General features: G+C 37.6%; 16 protein-coding genes. 10 read left to right on the top strand and 6 right to left on the bottom strand.

Translation table 11 applies throughout. The features are described 5' to 3' along the window. Positions 1 to 32: 32 nt before the first annotated feature. Positions 33 to 1,541 (top strand): M20/M25/M40 family metallo-hydrolase, encoded by a 1,509-nt coding sequence (locus tag MS6x_RS15360; protein ID WP_482603339.1) that lies wholly within the window; start codon positions 33 to 35, stop codon positions 1,539 to 1,541. 104 nt (positions 1,542 to 1,645) lie between these two features. Here MS6x_RS15360 and MS6x_RS15355 read toward each other — a convergent pair whose 3' ends face one another. Next, a complete protein-coding gene (locus tag MS6x_RS15355; protein ID WP_482603338.1) occupies positions 1,646 to 4,192 on the bottom strand; it encodes a phosphoenolpyruvate carboxylase in 2,547 nt (848 codons plus the stop codon). 851 nt (positions 4,193 to 5,043) lie between these two features. On the opposite strand from MS6x_RS15355, the gene MS6x_RS15350 reads away from it, so the two are divergent. The 7 genes from MS6x_RS15350 to MS6x_RS15320 all read left to right on the top strand — a co-directional run bounded on the left by MS6x_RS15350 (position 5,044) and on the right by MS6x_RS15320 (position 10,262). Continuing rightward, positions 5,044 to 5,847: a helix-turn-helix domain-containing protein gene (locus tag MS6x_RS15350; RefSeq protein ID WP_482603337.1), complete on the top strand. Its 804-nt coding sequence runs from the start codon at positions 5,044 to 5,046 to the stop codon at positions 5,845 to 5,847. An 83-nt stretch (positions 5,848 to 5,930) separates the two neighbouring features. Then, positions 5,931 to 6,476, top strand: a complete 546-nt coding sequence (locus MS6x_RS15345) for a cupin domain-containing protein (RefSeq protein WP_482603336.1) — start codon at positions 5,931 to 5,933, stop codon at positions 6,474 to 6,476. 360 nt (positions 6,477 to 6,836) lie between these two features. Next, complete coding sequence (locus tag MS6x_RS15340) at positions 6,837 to 7,205, top strand: DUF2200 domain-containing protein (protein ID WP_482603335.1); 369 nt, start codon at positions 6,837 to 6,839, stop codon at positions 7,203 to 7,205. A 15-nt stretch (positions 7,206 to 7,220) separates the two neighbouring features. Continuing rightward, positions 7,221 to 7,658 (top strand): DUF1801 domain-containing protein, encoded by a 438-nt coding sequence (locus tag MS6x_RS15335; RefSeq protein ID WP_482603334.1) that lies wholly within the window; start codon positions 7,221 to 7,223, stop codon positions 7,656 to 7,658. Between the two features lie 380 nt (positions 7,659 to 8,038). Further along, positions 8,039 to 8,896, top strand: coding sequence for a hypothetical protein (locus MS6x_RS15330; protein ID WP_482603333.1), 858 nt, complete (start codon positions 8,039 to 8,041; stop codon positions 8,894 to 8,896). A gap of 163 nt (positions 8,897 to 9,059) precedes the next feature. Further along, on the top strand, positions 9,060 to 9,452 hold the full coding sequence (locus tag MS6x_RS15325; RefSeq protein WP_482603332.1) for a VOC family protein: 393 nt from the start codon (positions 9,060 to 9,062) through the stop codon (positions 9,450 to 9,452). Positions 9,453 to 9,794: 342 nt separating this feature from the next. After that, positions 9,795 to 10,262 carry a hypothetical protein gene (locus MS6x_RS15320; RefSeq protein WP_482603331.1) on the top strand — a complete coding sequence of 156 codons (468 nt, stop codon included), beginning with the start codon at positions 9,795 to 9,797 and terminating at the stop codon, positions 10,260 to 10,262. 30 nt (positions 10,263 to 10,292) lie between these two features. On the opposite strand, the gene MS6x_RS15315 is transcribed toward MS6x_RS15320, so the two are convergent. Next, complete coding sequence (locus MS6x_RS15315) at positions 10,293 to 10,985, bottom strand: uracil-DNA glycosylase family protein (protein ID WP_482603330.1); 693 nt, start codon at positions 10,983 to 10,985, stop codon at positions 10,293 to 10,295. A 127-nt stretch (positions 10,986 to 11,112) separates the two neighbouring features. On the opposite strand from MS6x_RS15315, the gene MS6x_RS15310 reads away from it, so the two are divergent. After that, positions 11,113 to 11,241, top strand: coding sequence for a 30S ribosomal protein THX (locus MS6x_RS15310; protein WP_482603329.1), 129 nt, complete (start codon positions 11,113 to 11,115; stop codon positions 11,239 to 11,241). Positions 11,242 to 11,244: 3 nt separating this feature from the next. On the opposite strand, the gene MS6x_RS15305 is transcribed toward MS6x_RS15310, so the two are convergent. The 4 genes from MS6x_RS15305 to MS6x_RS15290 all read right to left on the bottom strand — a co-directional run bounded on the left by MS6x_RS15305 (position 11,245) and on the right by MS6x_RS15290 (position 14,145). Continuing rightward, positions 11,245 to 11,607 (bottom strand): hypothetical protein, encoded by a 363-nt coding sequence (locus MS6x_RS15305; RefSeq protein WP_482603328.1) that lies wholly within the window; start codon positions 11,605 to 11,607, stop codon positions 11,245 to 11,247. Between the two features lie 58 nt (positions 11,608 to 11,665). Next, on the bottom strand, positions 11,666 to 12,427 hold the full coding sequence (gene yaaA, locus MS6x_RS15300) for a peroxide stress protein YaaA (RefSeq protein ID WP_482603327.1): 762 nt from the start codon (positions 12,425 to 12,427) through the stop codon (positions 11,666 to 11,668). Positions 12,428 to 12,523: 96 nt separating this feature from the next. Next, positions 12,524 to 13,555 carry an RluA family pseudouridine synthase gene (locus tag MS6x_RS15295; RefSeq protein WP_482603326.1) on the bottom strand — a complete coding sequence of 344 codons (1,032 nt, stop codon included), beginning with the start codon at positions 13,553 to 13,555 and terminating at the stop codon, positions 12,524 to 12,526. Between the two features lie 2 nt (positions 13,556 to 13,557). Continuing rightward, complete coding sequence (locus tag MS6x_RS15290) at positions 13,558 to 14,145, bottom strand: PASTA domain-containing protein (protein WP_482603325.1); 588 nt, start codon at positions 14,143 to 14,145, stop codon at positions 13,558 to 13,560. Positions 14,146 to 14,317: 172 nt separating this feature from the next. Between MS6x_RS15290 and MS6x_RS15285 the strand changes: the two genes are divergently transcribed. Next, entirely contained in the window at positions 14,318 to 15,292 is a 975-nt protein-coding gene (locus MS6x_RS15285) for a D-alanine--D-alanine ligase (RefSeq protein ID WP_482603324.1), read from the top strand. Positions 15,293 to 15,304: the final 12 nt, after the last annotated feature.

The following is a 15,304-nucleotide window of genomic DNA, read 5'->3' as shown; positions in this document are numbered from 1 at the left end:
TCCTTACTTTTCCGTACTCAAAAACCATTTTCATGAAAAACTACTGGTTTATTCTATTTCTTCTAGTTATATCAAACGTTGCCAGCGCACAAACACCCGAAGATATAAAATCGCACGTACGCCATAGTATCGACGAATTAAGACAGTTTGTAGCACTACCGAACGATGCGCTCAATGCAAATGACATTGATGATAATCTAAAGTGGTTGGGTGATAAATTCAATCAAAGAGGCTTCAATACCTCTATTTTGGAAACCGAGAATCTCCCTCTTTTCTTCGCTGCATTACCTATGGACGATACCAAGCCAACGGTATTGTTTTACATGCATCTGGACGGCCAATCTGTAGACCCTTCTAAATGGGACCAACCCGATCCTTACGAAACCATTTTGAAATCTAAAGATGGTGACGGATGGAAAACTGAGGATTTCACAGCAATAGATGCAGATATCAATTATGACTGGCGCTTGTTCGGGCGATCTACCTCAGATGATAAGGGACCTATTGTCATGTTTTTAAATGCAATAGACCTTTTGAAAAAAGATGGAAAAGAACTCGCTTTCAACGTTAAGGTCATTTTAGATAGTGAGGAAGAAAAAAGCAGTAAGCCATTACCGAAAGCGGTACGCACCTATAAAGAACTTTTAATGGCAGATTTTCTAGTCATAAATGACGGGCCTGTGCATCCTTCCGGTAAAGCTACAGTTATCTATGGTTGCCGAGGTATTACTACCTTATCGTTAACCACATTTGGCCCTTTAAAACCGCAACACAGCGGTCACTATGGTAATTACGCTCCAAACCCGGGGTTTCAGTTGGCACAGGTATTGTCCAGTATGAAAGATATGGACGGAAAAGTAACTATTCCAGGATACTATGATGGTATTACAATTAATGAAGCTACGAAGGAAGTGTTAAAAAGTGTGCCGGATAGCGACACGGAGATATCAAAAAAGCTCCAGTTTAGAACGGCTGAAAAAGTAGGTGCTTTTTATCAAGAAGCACTCCAATACCCTAGTCTAAATATTAGGGGATTAGGCTCTGGTTGGGTAGGTGAAAAAGCAAGAACCATTGTACCCGCAACGGCTACCGCTGAACTGGATTTACGTTTGGTACCTGAAAGCGACGGAACACGATTAAAAAACCTAGTTAAAAAACACATACAAAACCAAGGTTTTTATATCACGGATAAAGTGCCAACCAAAGAGGAACGTATGGCACATGATAAAATAATGATGGTGATGGAAGGTCCGGTCACCAATGCCTTTAGAACTGATTTAGATAATCCCTATGGTCAATTTTTGGTCAACACCATGGCGAATACGTTTACGGAGGATGTGGTTCAAATCAGAATAATGGGCGGTACGGTTCCCATTTCTCCTTTCATTAATGAATTACAGATTCCAGCATTTATCGTACCCATGGTAAACGCCGACAATAATCAGCATAGTCCCAACGAAAATCTAAAAATAGGGCAGATTGCTTACGGGATACAGGCATTTTATAGTGTACTAAGTAGTCCATTAACAAACAAGCCGTAGCTAGCAAAGTAATTCTCCATGAAAAAAGGTCCTCGTTTAAAACTTGGACCTTTTTTTACAATGTTATCTTTTTAAGACTAGTGAATCATCTATAATCTTCCGAATTAAGCGGAATTCCTGCTTGCATTAATATTCCCATATAAAGACCGAGTTACAATTTTCTCATATAAGTCTTTATGAGTATTGCCCTCACCTATTTTCTGTAAGGCATATTGTTGTATAACCAATAAAGGCAGCACAATATTCTCCCGTATTTTTATGGACTCCCGCGAAATTGCTTCCTTTTCCATCAATATTTCCATGCCGGAAAGTTCTAAAAGCATCTTTTTAGAAAGCTGGTATTCTGCATGCAATATTTCCCAAAATGCACCGTACTCTTCGTTCTCCCTCATATAGCTGGTAAGCTCAAAATAACACTTGGAGAGGCTCATCATACTGTTCATCATCAGAGCTTGGAAAAAGGGCACCTCTTGATACAGTTTTTTGGCTTCCTCGAATCTTCCGTCATCGGCCAAGGTTTTTAGTGCGGTTCCAATGCCAAAATAACCGGGCACGTTTTGCTTCAACTGGCTCCAAGACCCCACAAAAGAAATAGCTCTAAGGTCAGATAAATCTAACTTTGCCTTGTTGCCCCGTTTTCCCGGTCTACTTCCAATATTGGCCTTGGTATAGTATTTTAGTGTACTCATGTTTTCCAAATAGGGCATAAACTTATCGTGGTGCTTTAACGCATCATACTTGGCAAAACTTAGTTCGGACATTTCCTCAATTAACCTTCTTGCATCATCGGTGATGGTAATCTCCTTACCTAAAATGGTATTTGAAAGTCCTGCTGTAAGCAGTTGTTCACTATTGTACATAAACTGCTCCTTAGTACCGTAGGTACTGGTAATGGTCTGTCCTTGAATGGTTAGCTGAATTTCATTGTTAGCCACCTTGCTAGTCTGCGCAGCGTAAAAACGATGTGTTTTACCACCGCCCCTTGCCGGTGGTCCTCCCCTACCGTCAAAGAAAATTGCGGAAATAGCGTTGGAAGCGCAAACGTCGGAGAGTTCTTCCTTGGTCTTTAAAATGGACCAGTTTGCTTTTAGATAACCACCGTCCTTGGTACCATCGGAAAACCCGAGCATAATGGTTTGTTTGTTTCCCCTTTGTTCCAAATGATTTCTATACTCTTTTAAACTGAACAGTCGCTGCATGGTAGCCCTGGCATCATCCATTCCTTTCATGGTTTCAAACAATGGAACAATATCAAAGGTGATTTCCTTATCTGCCCATCCGCACCACTTAAACAAGGCATAAACATAAAGTATACTGAACACATCCTCAGAATTACTTATGATGTACCTGTTGCAGCCTTGCTCGCCGTTTTTTGCCTGAATATCTGCTAGTTGCGATACGTTTTTGATTGTATCTCTTACAATATCTTCCGTATAATCATCGGGTACAAGATGTAGCTTTTGGTGCAACAGGATATCTATCAGCTTTTCTTCGGTCAATTCGCTTACATCGGCCTTTATAAATCCATTTTTTTGCAGTACGGCATTCATTACTTTGGTATGCATACTGTGGTCCTGACGGATATCGATTGTAGCAAAATGGGTTTTAAAGATTTTCGCCTTATCCATGAACAATTCCAGCTCATTTAAATACAGATGGTGATATTTGTTGACCAACAGTTCCCGTATTTGGTTCAAGGGTCCCATAATATCTTTATAACCAACATCTTTACTGGGGTCGAACATGGCGATATACAGGTTGCCCCGTAATTTATTAATGGGTTCCTGTACTTCCTTAAACGTTAGTTTATTCTGCAGCCTTTTTAAATCGTTATAATAGCACTTCATTAGCGTAATACGCAGCTCGTTCATCACATCTTTGGTGATATCGGCAGTTACGAACGGATTCCCATCCCTGTCCCCTCCGGGCCAAAAACCAAGTTTCACGATATCGTGATTCTCAAATTTATCGTTGCCGGCACTTGCTTTAATATAAGCGTACATGTCGCCGATAGCATCGTAATACACATGCCGTAAAGTGTATATAATATTCTTGGCCTCATCTAGCGGAGTAGGCTTTTTGGCATTGACCAAGGAGGTAAGACCCAATTGCTGTAATACCACATCTATCTCGTCTATCCTATCCTCAAGGATCAAGGTTCTTAAATTGGTAATAATATCCAATACCGCCGGGGTATAGAATTGTGTTGGGTGGGCTGTTAGGACAATACGGGCACTAAAACTATTGAGCTTGTCCAAAATAGAATCCCAATCATTGTTGTTGTCTATGAACTGAAAATAGTCCTTTAAAGATAAGGAGCTACTGTGTTTGTGTAATTTGGGAAAAGCCGCATCCTCAACGCTGTCGTAGAGGACCACTTGGCGCTCTACATACTGTATAATCCTAAACATAAAAGCTATGCGCTCTTTCTCGGTGTCCAAATTGGCAAAATTTTCAAAAAAAGCCTCTAGGATTTCTTTAGGATTTAAACCCGCCTTTAAACCCTTTTGCGATTGATCCATGAGCAAAGGAATAAGCATTCCCACGTTGTCTATGTTTCTATAGGGTAGATTTAGAAACAAGCTATTATATACATTGAATTTATTATTTACCGATTTCTTAAACTCGGCCAGTCTTTCTGTCTGCTTCATGGACAATTATCGTTTAGGATACTACTATTACGCTTTGGATTTAATATACCAAAATTCAGCGATAAATATCGCTATTCTGGCAGAATCTTGGAGTTTAAATAACGGTAAATAACAAAAATGCAGCAACACACCACAAAAACAACAGCATTGACAACAATAACTGCGCAAACCTCAAAACGGGCACTATATTTACCATGTAATTAGCTACATAATTTTTTCATTTTCATATAGTGTTCTCGTAAAAGAGTCCAGTCCAAAAGGCTGGGCTCTTTTTGGTTTATCTACCATGGTATTGGTCAATTTTAATATAGTACGTATCGCTCTTTCTTCAACATATACACGTTCATTTAGTATAGCAAGTTTAAAGGATATGAATTTAAAATATAAATGAAAAATTCCCTTAAACTTTACTACAGTCCACTCTTCCTATCTTTAGCGAAGATGTCGTAAATTGTTGGATAATGTCATCAATTGCACCTATTAAAACTATGATGTTGCATTCTCTTACGTCAACCCCATGTGCTACACCTCGTTTTGCCAACGCACCGACTCGCCCGCACATAGGGAAATGCAATATAATCGACGCATTATGACATATTACACAAGACCGTAGGATAAGGGAACTTATACTAAATACAACGCTTAACGGAAGAAAACAACCCAACATATCAAGATACTCTATGTAATTTATTCATGCCCTGTTTAGTTTAATAAGGAATTCATGTATTCGATGCGCTCGGAAGGAAGCCATTATTTTATTCCCGATACTGTAGAAAATCGAAAAAGGTTTTTACTATATTTCCATAAACTAACGCAGACTAAACATAGCACTTCGTTGATATTAATGTTGAATGAAGCCAGATTCTATTAACATAACGCAAATAATTAAAGAGACTACCTTAAAACATCACAGTGATGATTTTGCTGTTTGTTGGATTAAAAATGAGGTGAAGGGTATTGAAATAGACGATGTTTTATATAAAAATATTTCGAATTCCATTTTTTTCCTCGATCCTAAATATCAATGGAAGATATTGAAAAAAGATAGTTCTACTTCTTCTGGTTATGTTTTGTACTTGGCTACTGAGGTTTTAAATAATCCTATTCTAAGTAACCTTCACATTAATAAAATAAGGCTTTTCAATTCAGGTGAAATTCCATTATTTAAATTAAGCCCGGGAATTGAAAAAAGAACACAGGCAATTCTGGAAATGATTGATGAACTTTTAGGTTCCCACCTCAACCATAAAGATGATGCTATACTATCTCTATTAAACACCTTTTTTGTATACTGTGATGGACAATGCAACATTAAATCCATCGTTTCAAACAATAACGCCAAGACAAGTGTAGTCTATAACTTTAAAAAGCTAGTTGATAAGTATATTGCAGAATATCATGAAGTAACCGATTACGCCAACCATCTTAACCTTTCGCCAAAATACTTAAATGAATGTGTAAAAGAAGTTCTGAGTGTAAGTTCAAAAAGCATCATCATTGAACAATTGCTAATGAGATCCAGGCATGCATTAAAATTTTCGAACAAAACCATTAAAGAAATTAGCTTTGAACTAGGTTTTTCGTCCCCTGATTATTTTAGCTACTTTTTCAAAACCCATACAGGAATTACTCCCTCAGCCCTACGAAAAAATTAATTACTCCTAAAATCTATGGATTTACCGTGATTTTCACATTGCCACACTAATATTATCAATATAAATTGCGGGAAAATTTAATCATGGACAGAAAAAAATTTATACAAAGTTCGGGATTTGGATTAGGTCTTGTCTTAATTCCTGGAATGATTCAAGGCCAATCTGTGGTTGCAAAAAAGAATCACACAGTCAAAACCGATTCTAAAATAATTAAAGATTCCGAAGGTGATGTTTTGAACGTAATAGGTGACATACAAACCCACAAACTGGTAGGGAGTGATACTGGAAACCAAATAGTTGAATGGGTTGATAATGTTGAGCCGGGTGTTGGAATTCCGCCTCATACTCACACCAAAGAAGATGAAATATTTAGAGTTATAAAAGGGCAAATAGAACTAATGGTCGATGGAAAAACAACTATTTTAAACGAAGGAGACATAGCTTTTGCACCAAAAGAAATACCGCACTCCTGGAAAGTTGTTGGAACAGAAAAAGCTAAAATGATTACATCTGCTTTCCCAGCTGGTATAGAAAACATGTTCAAAGAATTAGCAAAACTTCCAGCTGGTCCGCCAGATTTTGAAAAAGTATCTGAAATTTGCGCGAAACATGGTATTAGCTTTATCTAAATACCAATATCAACAAAGTATAAAAGCAATAGCGGCTTGAGTCCTAACTCGAATTGCTATTTTGTTTTAAGTATGTAAAATGAAAAAAGAGTAAAAGTTATTTTTTGTCCACTACTGCTCTTATAAAAACCAGTGATGTAGCATTAGTTCATAGTATTTTCATTGATTTTTCTAGGTACTCATGTTTTCGCTCCGATCGGAAAGACTGCAGGATTTTATTCCCGTTACAGACCAAATTCAAAAAAGGATTTCACTATATTCCCATAAACAATACCTGCCATCACTACAACCCACCGACTGCTATAGCAGATACCGTACATAGTGCTGCGTTGGCACCAAATAAGTCAAAATCCAATAAAGATGAAAGTAACAGCTGAGAAAAATGAAAAAGTTGCAACAATGATATTTGCATCTATTTATCCACTTTACTTAAATAGATTGTTGAAAAATGGAAGAACCAAAGAAGAACTAAACCAAGTAATAGAATGGTTTACTGGATTTGATGAAGATAAATTACAAGCACTTATTGAAGAGAAAATAACGTTTAGAACATTTTTCCAAAAAGCTAGAATACATCCTAACGCACACTTGATTAAAGGAGTCGTTTGTGGTTATCGAATTGAAGAAATAGAGGATGAATTTGAATTGTATAAACAATGTAGACGTATGGAAAAGTTAATTGATGAATTGGCAAGAGGAAGAAAGATGGAAAAGATTTTAAGGCAATAATCAAAAATCGGAATTATGGCAAAAACAAAGACATCTTTCACAGGAGAAAACGTAACAGATTTCATAAACACATACGTTGATAACGAACAGAAAAAAGCGGACAGTTTTCGTTTGATCGAATTGATGCAAGAATGGTCCAGTGCCGAACCTAAAATGTGGGGACCTACAATTATAGGATTCGACAACTATCACTACAAATATGCCAGCGGACATGAAGGCGATGCTCCAGTTCTTGGATTTTCACCCAGAAAAGCTGCATTTTCGCTCTATGTTTATTCTGATACGGAAAAAAGTAAGCTATTATTAGCTGAACTAGGTAAATTCAAAATGGGGAAAGCGTGTATTTATGTTAAGAGACTTTCCGACATCAATATTTCAGCTTTAAAAGAACTCTGTATAGAATCGATTAAATATATTAACGAGAATTACGAATGTTCTTGTAGAATAAAATAAACCAATTTAAAAAATGAGAATCAAACTTAAGATGTGTATAATTTATTACCAGTCATAGTTTACCTACGAAAATCCTATCGAATTTTCTATTCGTTTTGTATTTGCTAAATTAGGTACTTGAAATACGCAACTAATCGGATTTAAAACCACTGGTGTAGCATTAGTTCATATCATTTTTATTTTATTAGAATATTCATGTATTCGCTACGCTCGGAAGAACCGAACGGGTTTATTTCAGATACAGTCGAAATCCAAAAAAGGATTTCACTATATTTCCATTAACATCGATTTCCATAGCTACAATTCGCCCGCTAATATCGCAGATGACGCACATGGAGCTACGTTGTGTTTCATTATACCCAACTAACAATACTATTAAGATGAAAGTTAAAATCATTCTCTCCTTTAATCTCTCAATACTTGCTTTTTTAGCTTTGTTTTTGACGACAATTTTTGCATGTAGCTCTAAAAAAAAATCGAATTCTTTTGATTATGGAACAAAAAGTGATTCAGCCAGATACTATTACCTAAATGGATTTCACGAAATTTTGGACAATGGGAGATGGACTGAATCCGAAAAATCCTATAGAAAAGCAGTCGAATTTGATCCGGATTATACACTTGGTAAAAGTTTAGTTGGGCGTATAACCAGAGATTTGGACGAGCGCGAGCATTTACTTAAAGAACTAGTAGCCGCTAAACATGAAACAAGCGAAGATGAGCGCTTACTTTTAGAAGTGTATTTAAGCAGCATGGAAGCATACAATAACAGAGAGAAAGGTATTAAAAGAACACCTGAATATAAATCGAAAAGAAAACAATTAATAGTATCAAACTTTCGGGAATTCGTACAAAAATATCCACACGATGATTATGTAAAAGCAGAATATATAGAATGGATACATAGTATTCATGGCCCTAAAGCAGCCCTGGATTCCCTAAAACATTTGGCTACTGAAAGACAAATGAAATTGGGTTTTTATATTGGCTACTCTGCAAGTTTAGAATTAGAGTTAGGCAATGTTGAGAAAGCCAAAGTCCTTTCCAAAAAATTGAAAAAATTGATGATAGACTCAACGTACACAAGCTATATGACCCTCAAAGTACAAATCTATATGGCTAACGATAGTTTACAAAAAGCCAAAGCGCTTATTGACAAAATTGTGACTATTGATCCAAATCATATAATAGCATATGGAATGCAATCTGAAATTAATGAAAAACTAAAAAATAAATAACGAAAGCTTCACAATGGCTATACCTAAATGTTTGTTCTTGCCTACTTTGGAAATTCCTACGTAATTTCCAAATTGGTATGTACTTGCTGATTTTACTGCTAAAGCAAGCAAGTACTCATACCCAAGACCGATCGATCTGTTTATTGTTAACCAACCTAGAATTATGAACTTAAATCAAATAACAGTTCCATCTTTGGATTTGACCAAATCAATCCCTTTTTACGAAAAATTTGGACTAAAATTGATTGTCGAATCTCTACCCCATTATGCGCGTTTTGAATGCCCAAATGGTAACGCAACTTTCTCGATCCATCAAACTGAGGAGTTACCAAAGGGAGAGGGGATTTATGTGTATTTTGAATGCGAAAATCTTGATGAACAAGTTGAAATCATAAAAAGAAAAGGAATTGAATTCGACCTAGAACCAACTGACCAAAAGTGGTTATGGAGAGAAGCAAGATTAAGAGATCTTGACGGAAATCAACTGATATTATTTTATGGAGGAGAAAATAGACTGAATCCACCTTGGCGTATTCAAAACAATAAAACAGATTAAATATCAACACAAACAGCAAGGTGTAACAAAGCATTAAAACTGGTTTTACACTAAACGTAGAGCATAATTATGATGAAGCCACTAACCAGTATAACCTATATACCTAGCTACATTAGAAGAAAAACACGGAAATGTTTGGTTAAACAAATCACCCGTAGCTTCATCACCTTACACACCTTCTACTGCTAACTTAATCGCGACGTTGAAGCGAAAGTAACCTCTATGGCTAGTAAACCCATCATATTGCGTACAGACTTAAATAATAAACTATTTAATGGTGCGTTAGTCCTTTAAGCGGCTATTTATAAAGCAGCGCAAACCAATGATATAAAGCAAACGTTGATGAAATACCTTAAGTTGTTTTTAGCAGTAGTAATAGCCTCGGTCCTTTCTTTATCCTCTTGTAAGGAGGCTACCAAAGCACCCGAAAAAGAACCCCAAAAAGAGTTTACTATTGAAGATTTAGCCACGCCATCAGCCACTACGGTTCAGAATCCAGCTGCTATGGACCCGCCTCAAAATGCCCTAGGTGTTTGGCATTATACATGTAGCCAAGGCTGCGCTGGGGGTGCAGGAACAGCAACTAATTGTGCTACTTGTGGTGGTCTTCTAGCCCATAACACAAGTTATCATGCCCAGGCCAACCCTACGCCAAACTTAACGGCGCAGCCTGCAACTGCCCCAAGTCAAAATGCAGCTGGCATATGGCATTTTTCCTGTGCAAAAGGATGTACTGGCGGTTCCGGAACGGCCGGTAATTGTACTACTTGTGGAGATGCACTAGCGCATAATCAGGCGTATCATCAGTAAAACTGCAAGTATTTTAGATCCTGACTACACCTAAAAAAACTCCCGATACTGCATCACCCTAAAATCCATGGTAGTAAACGAAGGGTTCGCTGCCTTCATTTGTTTGTAGGTTTCTAGACTTCCAACTGCGCGGTTCGCGGCACCCGATGGCGCTGTTAAAGACACGGTCTTGATGGTTCTGCCTTTTTCGTTACCCCTGTTTTCGACCGTACTTAGACTGGCAGGTAATTCAAATTGATGAATTCTTGGAACCACATCAGAAACAAGGGTTAAGCTTAGCTGGTGCTCTTTAAGATGTTTTCTAAAAAAAAACTCTGGTCCGTTTTTACTATTTCCACCTGTAAATAACAAGGTATCTACCTTGGTATATTCCTCCAAATATCCCACTAAATTTCTGAGCTGTATGTGCTGCATTCCTACATCGGAAGCATCTATTTTCTCCCTTTGGGCCGACGCTACAATGTCACAAATACCAATATTTCTGCTTTTTAGAAAATTCTTACGTTGAACAACCGCATCCGGTGTCGTTTCAAATTTTAGGTTCAAATCAAATATGTGGTCTAAAATGGGCCAAAGCTGTCCGTCTTTACTACCATAGGAAAAATTCACATCGCCTTCTTTTAATAAACCTTGGGTGAATCTCGGAGGCGGAAGTGTCCCAACAATGAGCTTTGTAGCCTCTTTAAACAAAAAAGGTTTGTATGGATGGGTATGAAGAAACAAATGAAATTTTATTAATAACGGCGATTACCGAACTATCGTCCTAAATTCAAAATCGAATTTACTAACTTTAAAGAGATATCCAGAACATACAGGACAGGAACAACGTAAAAATCTAAAACAAGATGAAATGGGCAAGGGAGACAAAAAATCTAAAAAAGGAAAAATAGCCAACAATAGCTATGGTGCCAGAAGGCCTAGAAAAATTAAAAAACGTCCTACGGCAGAGGAAAAGATAAAAGTGGCTAAAAAGAAGTAAGCCTTAATCGATCTTAAAGTTTAATTCTAACTGATTAGTCTCGTCCAGCGACAATTGGTAGGTATAAAATCCTATGGGCAAAGAATCCGTAAAAACCGAATTGGGGCTATAGTTAAAATTAGTAGAATCCGCAACTACGGTCAGGGGCATATCTTTAAACCCTGTTGCATACTCCAAATATTCGGAATACTCGCCGGCAGCAATATTTTCATAAATAGTATCCTTACCGCTAATCCGAACTTCCTGAAAAAAAGATTTAGTGCTATTTTGTATTCGAATGTTTACCGTAGTTACGTCATCATCCCTATCTGTGCAAGCCGCAAGAACCACTATTGCTGCAACCACCAGAATATAATATTTTCTCATACCCATTTGTGTATTACCGTTCGTACTATCTATAGAACGGTAATCACAAAAGAATATTTTACCGAATAAAGACCGGCTCGTTTTCTTTTAGGGTATGTTCCTTGCTGTACTGATACTCGTCTAAATTAAAGCCCCTAATATCGTCCAAAGTCTGCGCATTGGAATCTATAATGTAACGCACCATTGAACCCCTTGCTTTTTTAGCAAAGAAGCTAATGATTTTTAATTTATCGTTTTTCCAATCTTTAAAAACAGGAGAAATTACAGGAACTTTAAGGCTTTTGGTATCGACTGCGCTAAAATATTCGTTGCTGGCCAAGTTTACGAACAATTCATCGTCCTGCAATTCGGAATTTAAGTGATCAGTGATCTTTTTCTTCCAAAACTCGTATAGGTTCTTGTTCCTTGCAACCGGTAAGGCGGTTCCCATTTCTAATCGATAAGGTTGTATAAGGTCCAACGGGCGTAATATACCATAAAGTCCAGAAAGTATTCGTAGGGTGTTTTGAAGTGTATCCAATTTTTCATCCCCTATCGTATAGGCATCCAAGCCTTGATATACATCGCCATTAAAGGCATAAACGGCGGGCCTGGCATTTTCCGTTGTAAACGGTATGCTAAAATTTTGGTTGCGTTCCCAATTTAGCTGCGCTAAATTATCGGAAATAGACATAAGACTGGATAAGTCCTTTGGTTTTTTCTTTGCTAAAACCTTGTTCAACTTCTGGGCAGCGTCAAGAAAAAGTGGTTCTGTATATTTTGAAGTGGGTAACGGCGCTTCATAATCCAAAGATTTCGCAGGTGATATTACAATTTTCATAGCACTAGTGTTTTAATCGCAGTATAAAAATAAAAAGGAACGGAGACATTACCTATTGCTGTACAAAAAGAGTTTTGATACCACTATTGTCTGAAACTATCTTTCAGCACTATTTTGGCTGTAATTACGCCATTTTTCTATGCATTGCTGCATATCGTCCGGAATCTCAGAATCAAATCGCATGGATTTTCCCGTGACCGGATGCATAAATCCTAAGGTTTTGGCATGCAAGGCCTGTCGCGGTAATACCTTAAATGCATTTTCTACAAACTGTTTGTATTTGGTGAAAGTGGTTCCCTTAAGAATGCGTTCGCCTCCGTAACGCTCATCATTGAACAGGGTGTGGCCAATGTGTTTCATATGTACCCTGATTTGATGTGTTCTTCCGGTTTCCAATTGACAAGAGATTAAGGTAACGTAGCCCAATCGTTCCAAAACCTTAAAATGCGTAACGGCTTCCTTACCTTCTTCTCCATCTGGAAAAACATGCATTTGAAGTCGGTTTTTTGGATGCCTACCTACATGGCCAGTAACGGTGCCTTCGTCCTCTTCTATATTTCCCCACACCAAGGCAACATATTCCCGTTCCGATGTTTTGTCAAAAAATTGCTTGGACAGATGAGTCATAGCCGCCTCGGTCTTGGCAATTACCAATAATCCGGAAGTATCTTTATCTATTCTGTGCACCAGGCCAGGGCGCTCGCTACTATTGGCCGGTAAATTATCTACATGATAGATTAAGGCGTTTATAAGTGTTCCGGAATAGTTTCCATGACCAGGGTGCACTACCATCCCGGCAGGTTTGTTCACAACTAACAACACGTCATCTTCATAAACAATATCTAGCGGTATATCTTCGGCAACCAATAAAAATTCGTGGGGAGGATGCTCGAACATGATTCGGATTTCATCTCCGGCCTTTACTTTATAATTCGATTTTACGATTGCACCATTGACCCATACATGACCGTCTTTTGCAGCTTGCTGAATTTTATTACGTGTGGCGTTTTCAATAAAATTCATTAAAAACTTATCTACCCTCAACGGCTCTTGGCCTTTTGAAGCTAGTACCCGATGATGTTCAAAAAGCTCGTTGTCCTCAGGTTCTTGATCTACGGTAGTTTCCATACTTATTCGGAATCTGCCTTTATGACGGCCCTACTGGTAATAGAACCGTTGCCGCAAATGAGTTCCACTTTAGAAGTTTTAGGAAGCTTATCACCTGGTTTTACATACTTTCCCTTATACTTTATTTCATACACCATATCCTTGCCCAATTCGTCAATATAGGTGGCACGCTGCACATCCAGTCCCACAGCTTTTAACATAGAGGTGGCATTTCTTTTGGTCACTTGTTTAATATTGGGAACCGTAACTTTCTTGTAGCCAGAAGGATTTACAGTGAAATAAATTTTCCGATTCGTTTTTACCTTGGTTCCTGCTAAAGGATCTTGTTCTATGATAGAAAATCTGGGATAATCTGGATTAAAATTAGCGGAATCCAATACCTCGTACCTAAGCCCCGCATCCTCAACAGATTTGCGCATTTCCATCACAGAAAGCTTTGCAAAATCGGGAACTTCTACAAATTCACCATGATTGGTCGTACTCTTTAACCAACCTAAGGTTACAAAAACCAAAACCACGGTGAACAGTATGGCTAGACCTAACTGAATCAAAAATGATTTGCTTTTTAAAAAATTAAAAAAATTTCTCATGTGTATAAATAAACGTTCAAAGATAATAAATGCTCGTGTACTAAAATCATTACTTTTTATTTCTTCATAGATGTACATACTTATTTGAAATTAATTTTTGACCGCACTACCCTTTTTTCTTTCTGCGGAATAGTACATCTTTGTGTAACCGGTAATTCCTTTAGTTTTTAAAATGAAGAAAAAGATAGCTATCATCATGGGAGGCTATTCCAACGAATACAAAATCTCCTTACAAAGCGGAAATGTAGTGTACAACTATCTTAACAAAGACAAATTTGATTTGTTCCGAATTCATATTTTCAAGGAGAAATGGATGTATGTGGATGACACCGAGGCTGAACATCCTGTAAATAGAGCGGATTTCTCCATAGATATTGGCGAACGGACCATACACTTCGATTGTGTATTTAATGCCATTCATGGCACCCCGGGAGAAGACGGTTTACTACAAGCCTATTTTGAATTGCTGAAAATACCACAAACATCATGTGGTTTTTACCAAGCTGCGCTTACTTTTAACAAAAGGGATCTGTTAAGCGTCTTAAAACCATATGGAGTTAAATCGGCTTCATCATACTATATGAACAAAGGGGATGCCATTGATGAAGATGCCATAATTGAAAAAGTGCAACTTCCCTGCTTTGTAAAGGCTAATAAATCTGGCAGCAGTTACGGTATTTCTAAGGTTCATAAAAAAGAGGACTTACAATATGCCATAGAAGTGGCTTACAAAGAAGACGACGAAATTATTATAGAAGCTTGTTTAACAGGAACCGAGGTATCTGTGGGTGTTTTAAAACTAAAAGGGAAAACCACTGTCTTACCTATAACAGAAATTGTATCGGAAAATGATTTTTTTGATTATGCGGCTAAATACGAAGGAAAATCGAAAGAAATAACACCGGCAAGAATTACCAAAGTACAGGAAAAAAACGTGCGCTATTGGGCCAGAACCATTTATGATGTGCTAAAGATGAGAGGGTTTTCTCGAAGTGAATTCATTTTCATTAAAGATGAACCCTATTTACTGGAGGTAAATTCTACACCTGGGCTTACCACAAAAAGTATATTGCCCCAACAGGCAGAAGTAGCAGGTATAGATTTGCCTACGTTGTTTGAGAGTTCCATAAATGAGGTGTTATCCTAAAATTAGTTATAT

The sequence above is a fragment of the Maribacter sp. MS6 genome (genome assembly GCF_056839185.1).
Note: the sequence above shows the minus strand (reverse complement) of the source record. Positions and strands in the feature narration are given on the sequence as shown.

Coding starts and splice junctions, on each gene's coding strand:
- MS6x_RS15295 (WP_482603326.1), bottom strand. CDS start 13,555: ATGGAAACTACCGTAGATCAAGAACCTGAGGACAACGAGCTTTTTGAA.
- MS6x_RS15310 (WP_482603329.1), top strand. CDS start 11,113: ATGGGCAAGGGAGACAAAAAATCTAAAAAAGGAAAAATAGCCAACAAT.
- MS6x_RS15350 (WP_482603337.1), top strand. CDS start 5,044: ATGAAGCCAGATTCTATTAACATAACGCAAATAATTAAAGAGACTACC.
- MS6x_RS15360 (WP_482603339.1), top strand. CDS start 33: ATGAAAAACTACTGGTTTATTCTATTTCTTCTAGTTATATCAAACGTT.
- yaaA (WP_482603327.1), bottom strand. CDS start 12,427: ATGAAAATTGTAATATCACCTGCGAAATCTTTGGATTATGAAGCGCCG.
- MS6x_RS15285 (WP_482603324.1), top strand. CDS start 14,318: ATGAAGAAAAAGATAGCTATCATCATGGGAGGCTATTCCAACGAATAC.
- MS6x_RS15340 (WP_482603335.1), top strand. CDS start 6,837: ATGAAAGTAACAGCTGAGAAAAATGAAAAAGTTGCAACAATGATATTT.
- MS6x_RS15325 (WP_482603332.1), top strand. CDS start 9,060: ATGAACTTAAATCAAATAACAGTTCCATCTTTGGATTTGACCAAATCA.
- MS6x_RS15305 (WP_482603328.1), bottom strand. CDS start 11,607: ATGAGAAAATATTATATTCTGGTGGTTGCAGCAATAGTGGTTCTTGCG.
- MS6x_RS15290 (WP_482603325.1), bottom strand. CDS start 14,145: ATGAGAAATTTTTTTAATTTTTTAAAAAGCAAATCATTTTTGATTCAG.
- MS6x_RS15355 (WP_482603338.1), bottom strand. CDS start 4,192: ATGAAGCAGACAGAAAGACTGGCCGAGTTTAAGAAATCGGTAAATAAT.
- MS6x_RS15335 (WP_482603334.1), top strand. CDS start 7,221: ATGGCAAAAACAAAGACATCTTTCACAGGAGAAAACGTAACAGATTTC.
- MS6x_RS15345 (WP_482603336.1), top strand. CDS start 5,931: ATGGACAGAAAAAAATTTATACAAAGTTCGGGATTTGGATTAGGTCTT.
- MS6x_RS15320 (WP_482603331.1), top strand. CDS start 9,795: ATGAAATACCTTAAGTTGTTTTTAGCAGTAGTAATAGCCTCGGTCCTT.
- MS6x_RS15330 (WP_482603333.1), top strand. CDS start 8,039: ATGAAAGTTAAAATCATTCTCTCCTTTAATCTCTCAATACTTGCTTTT.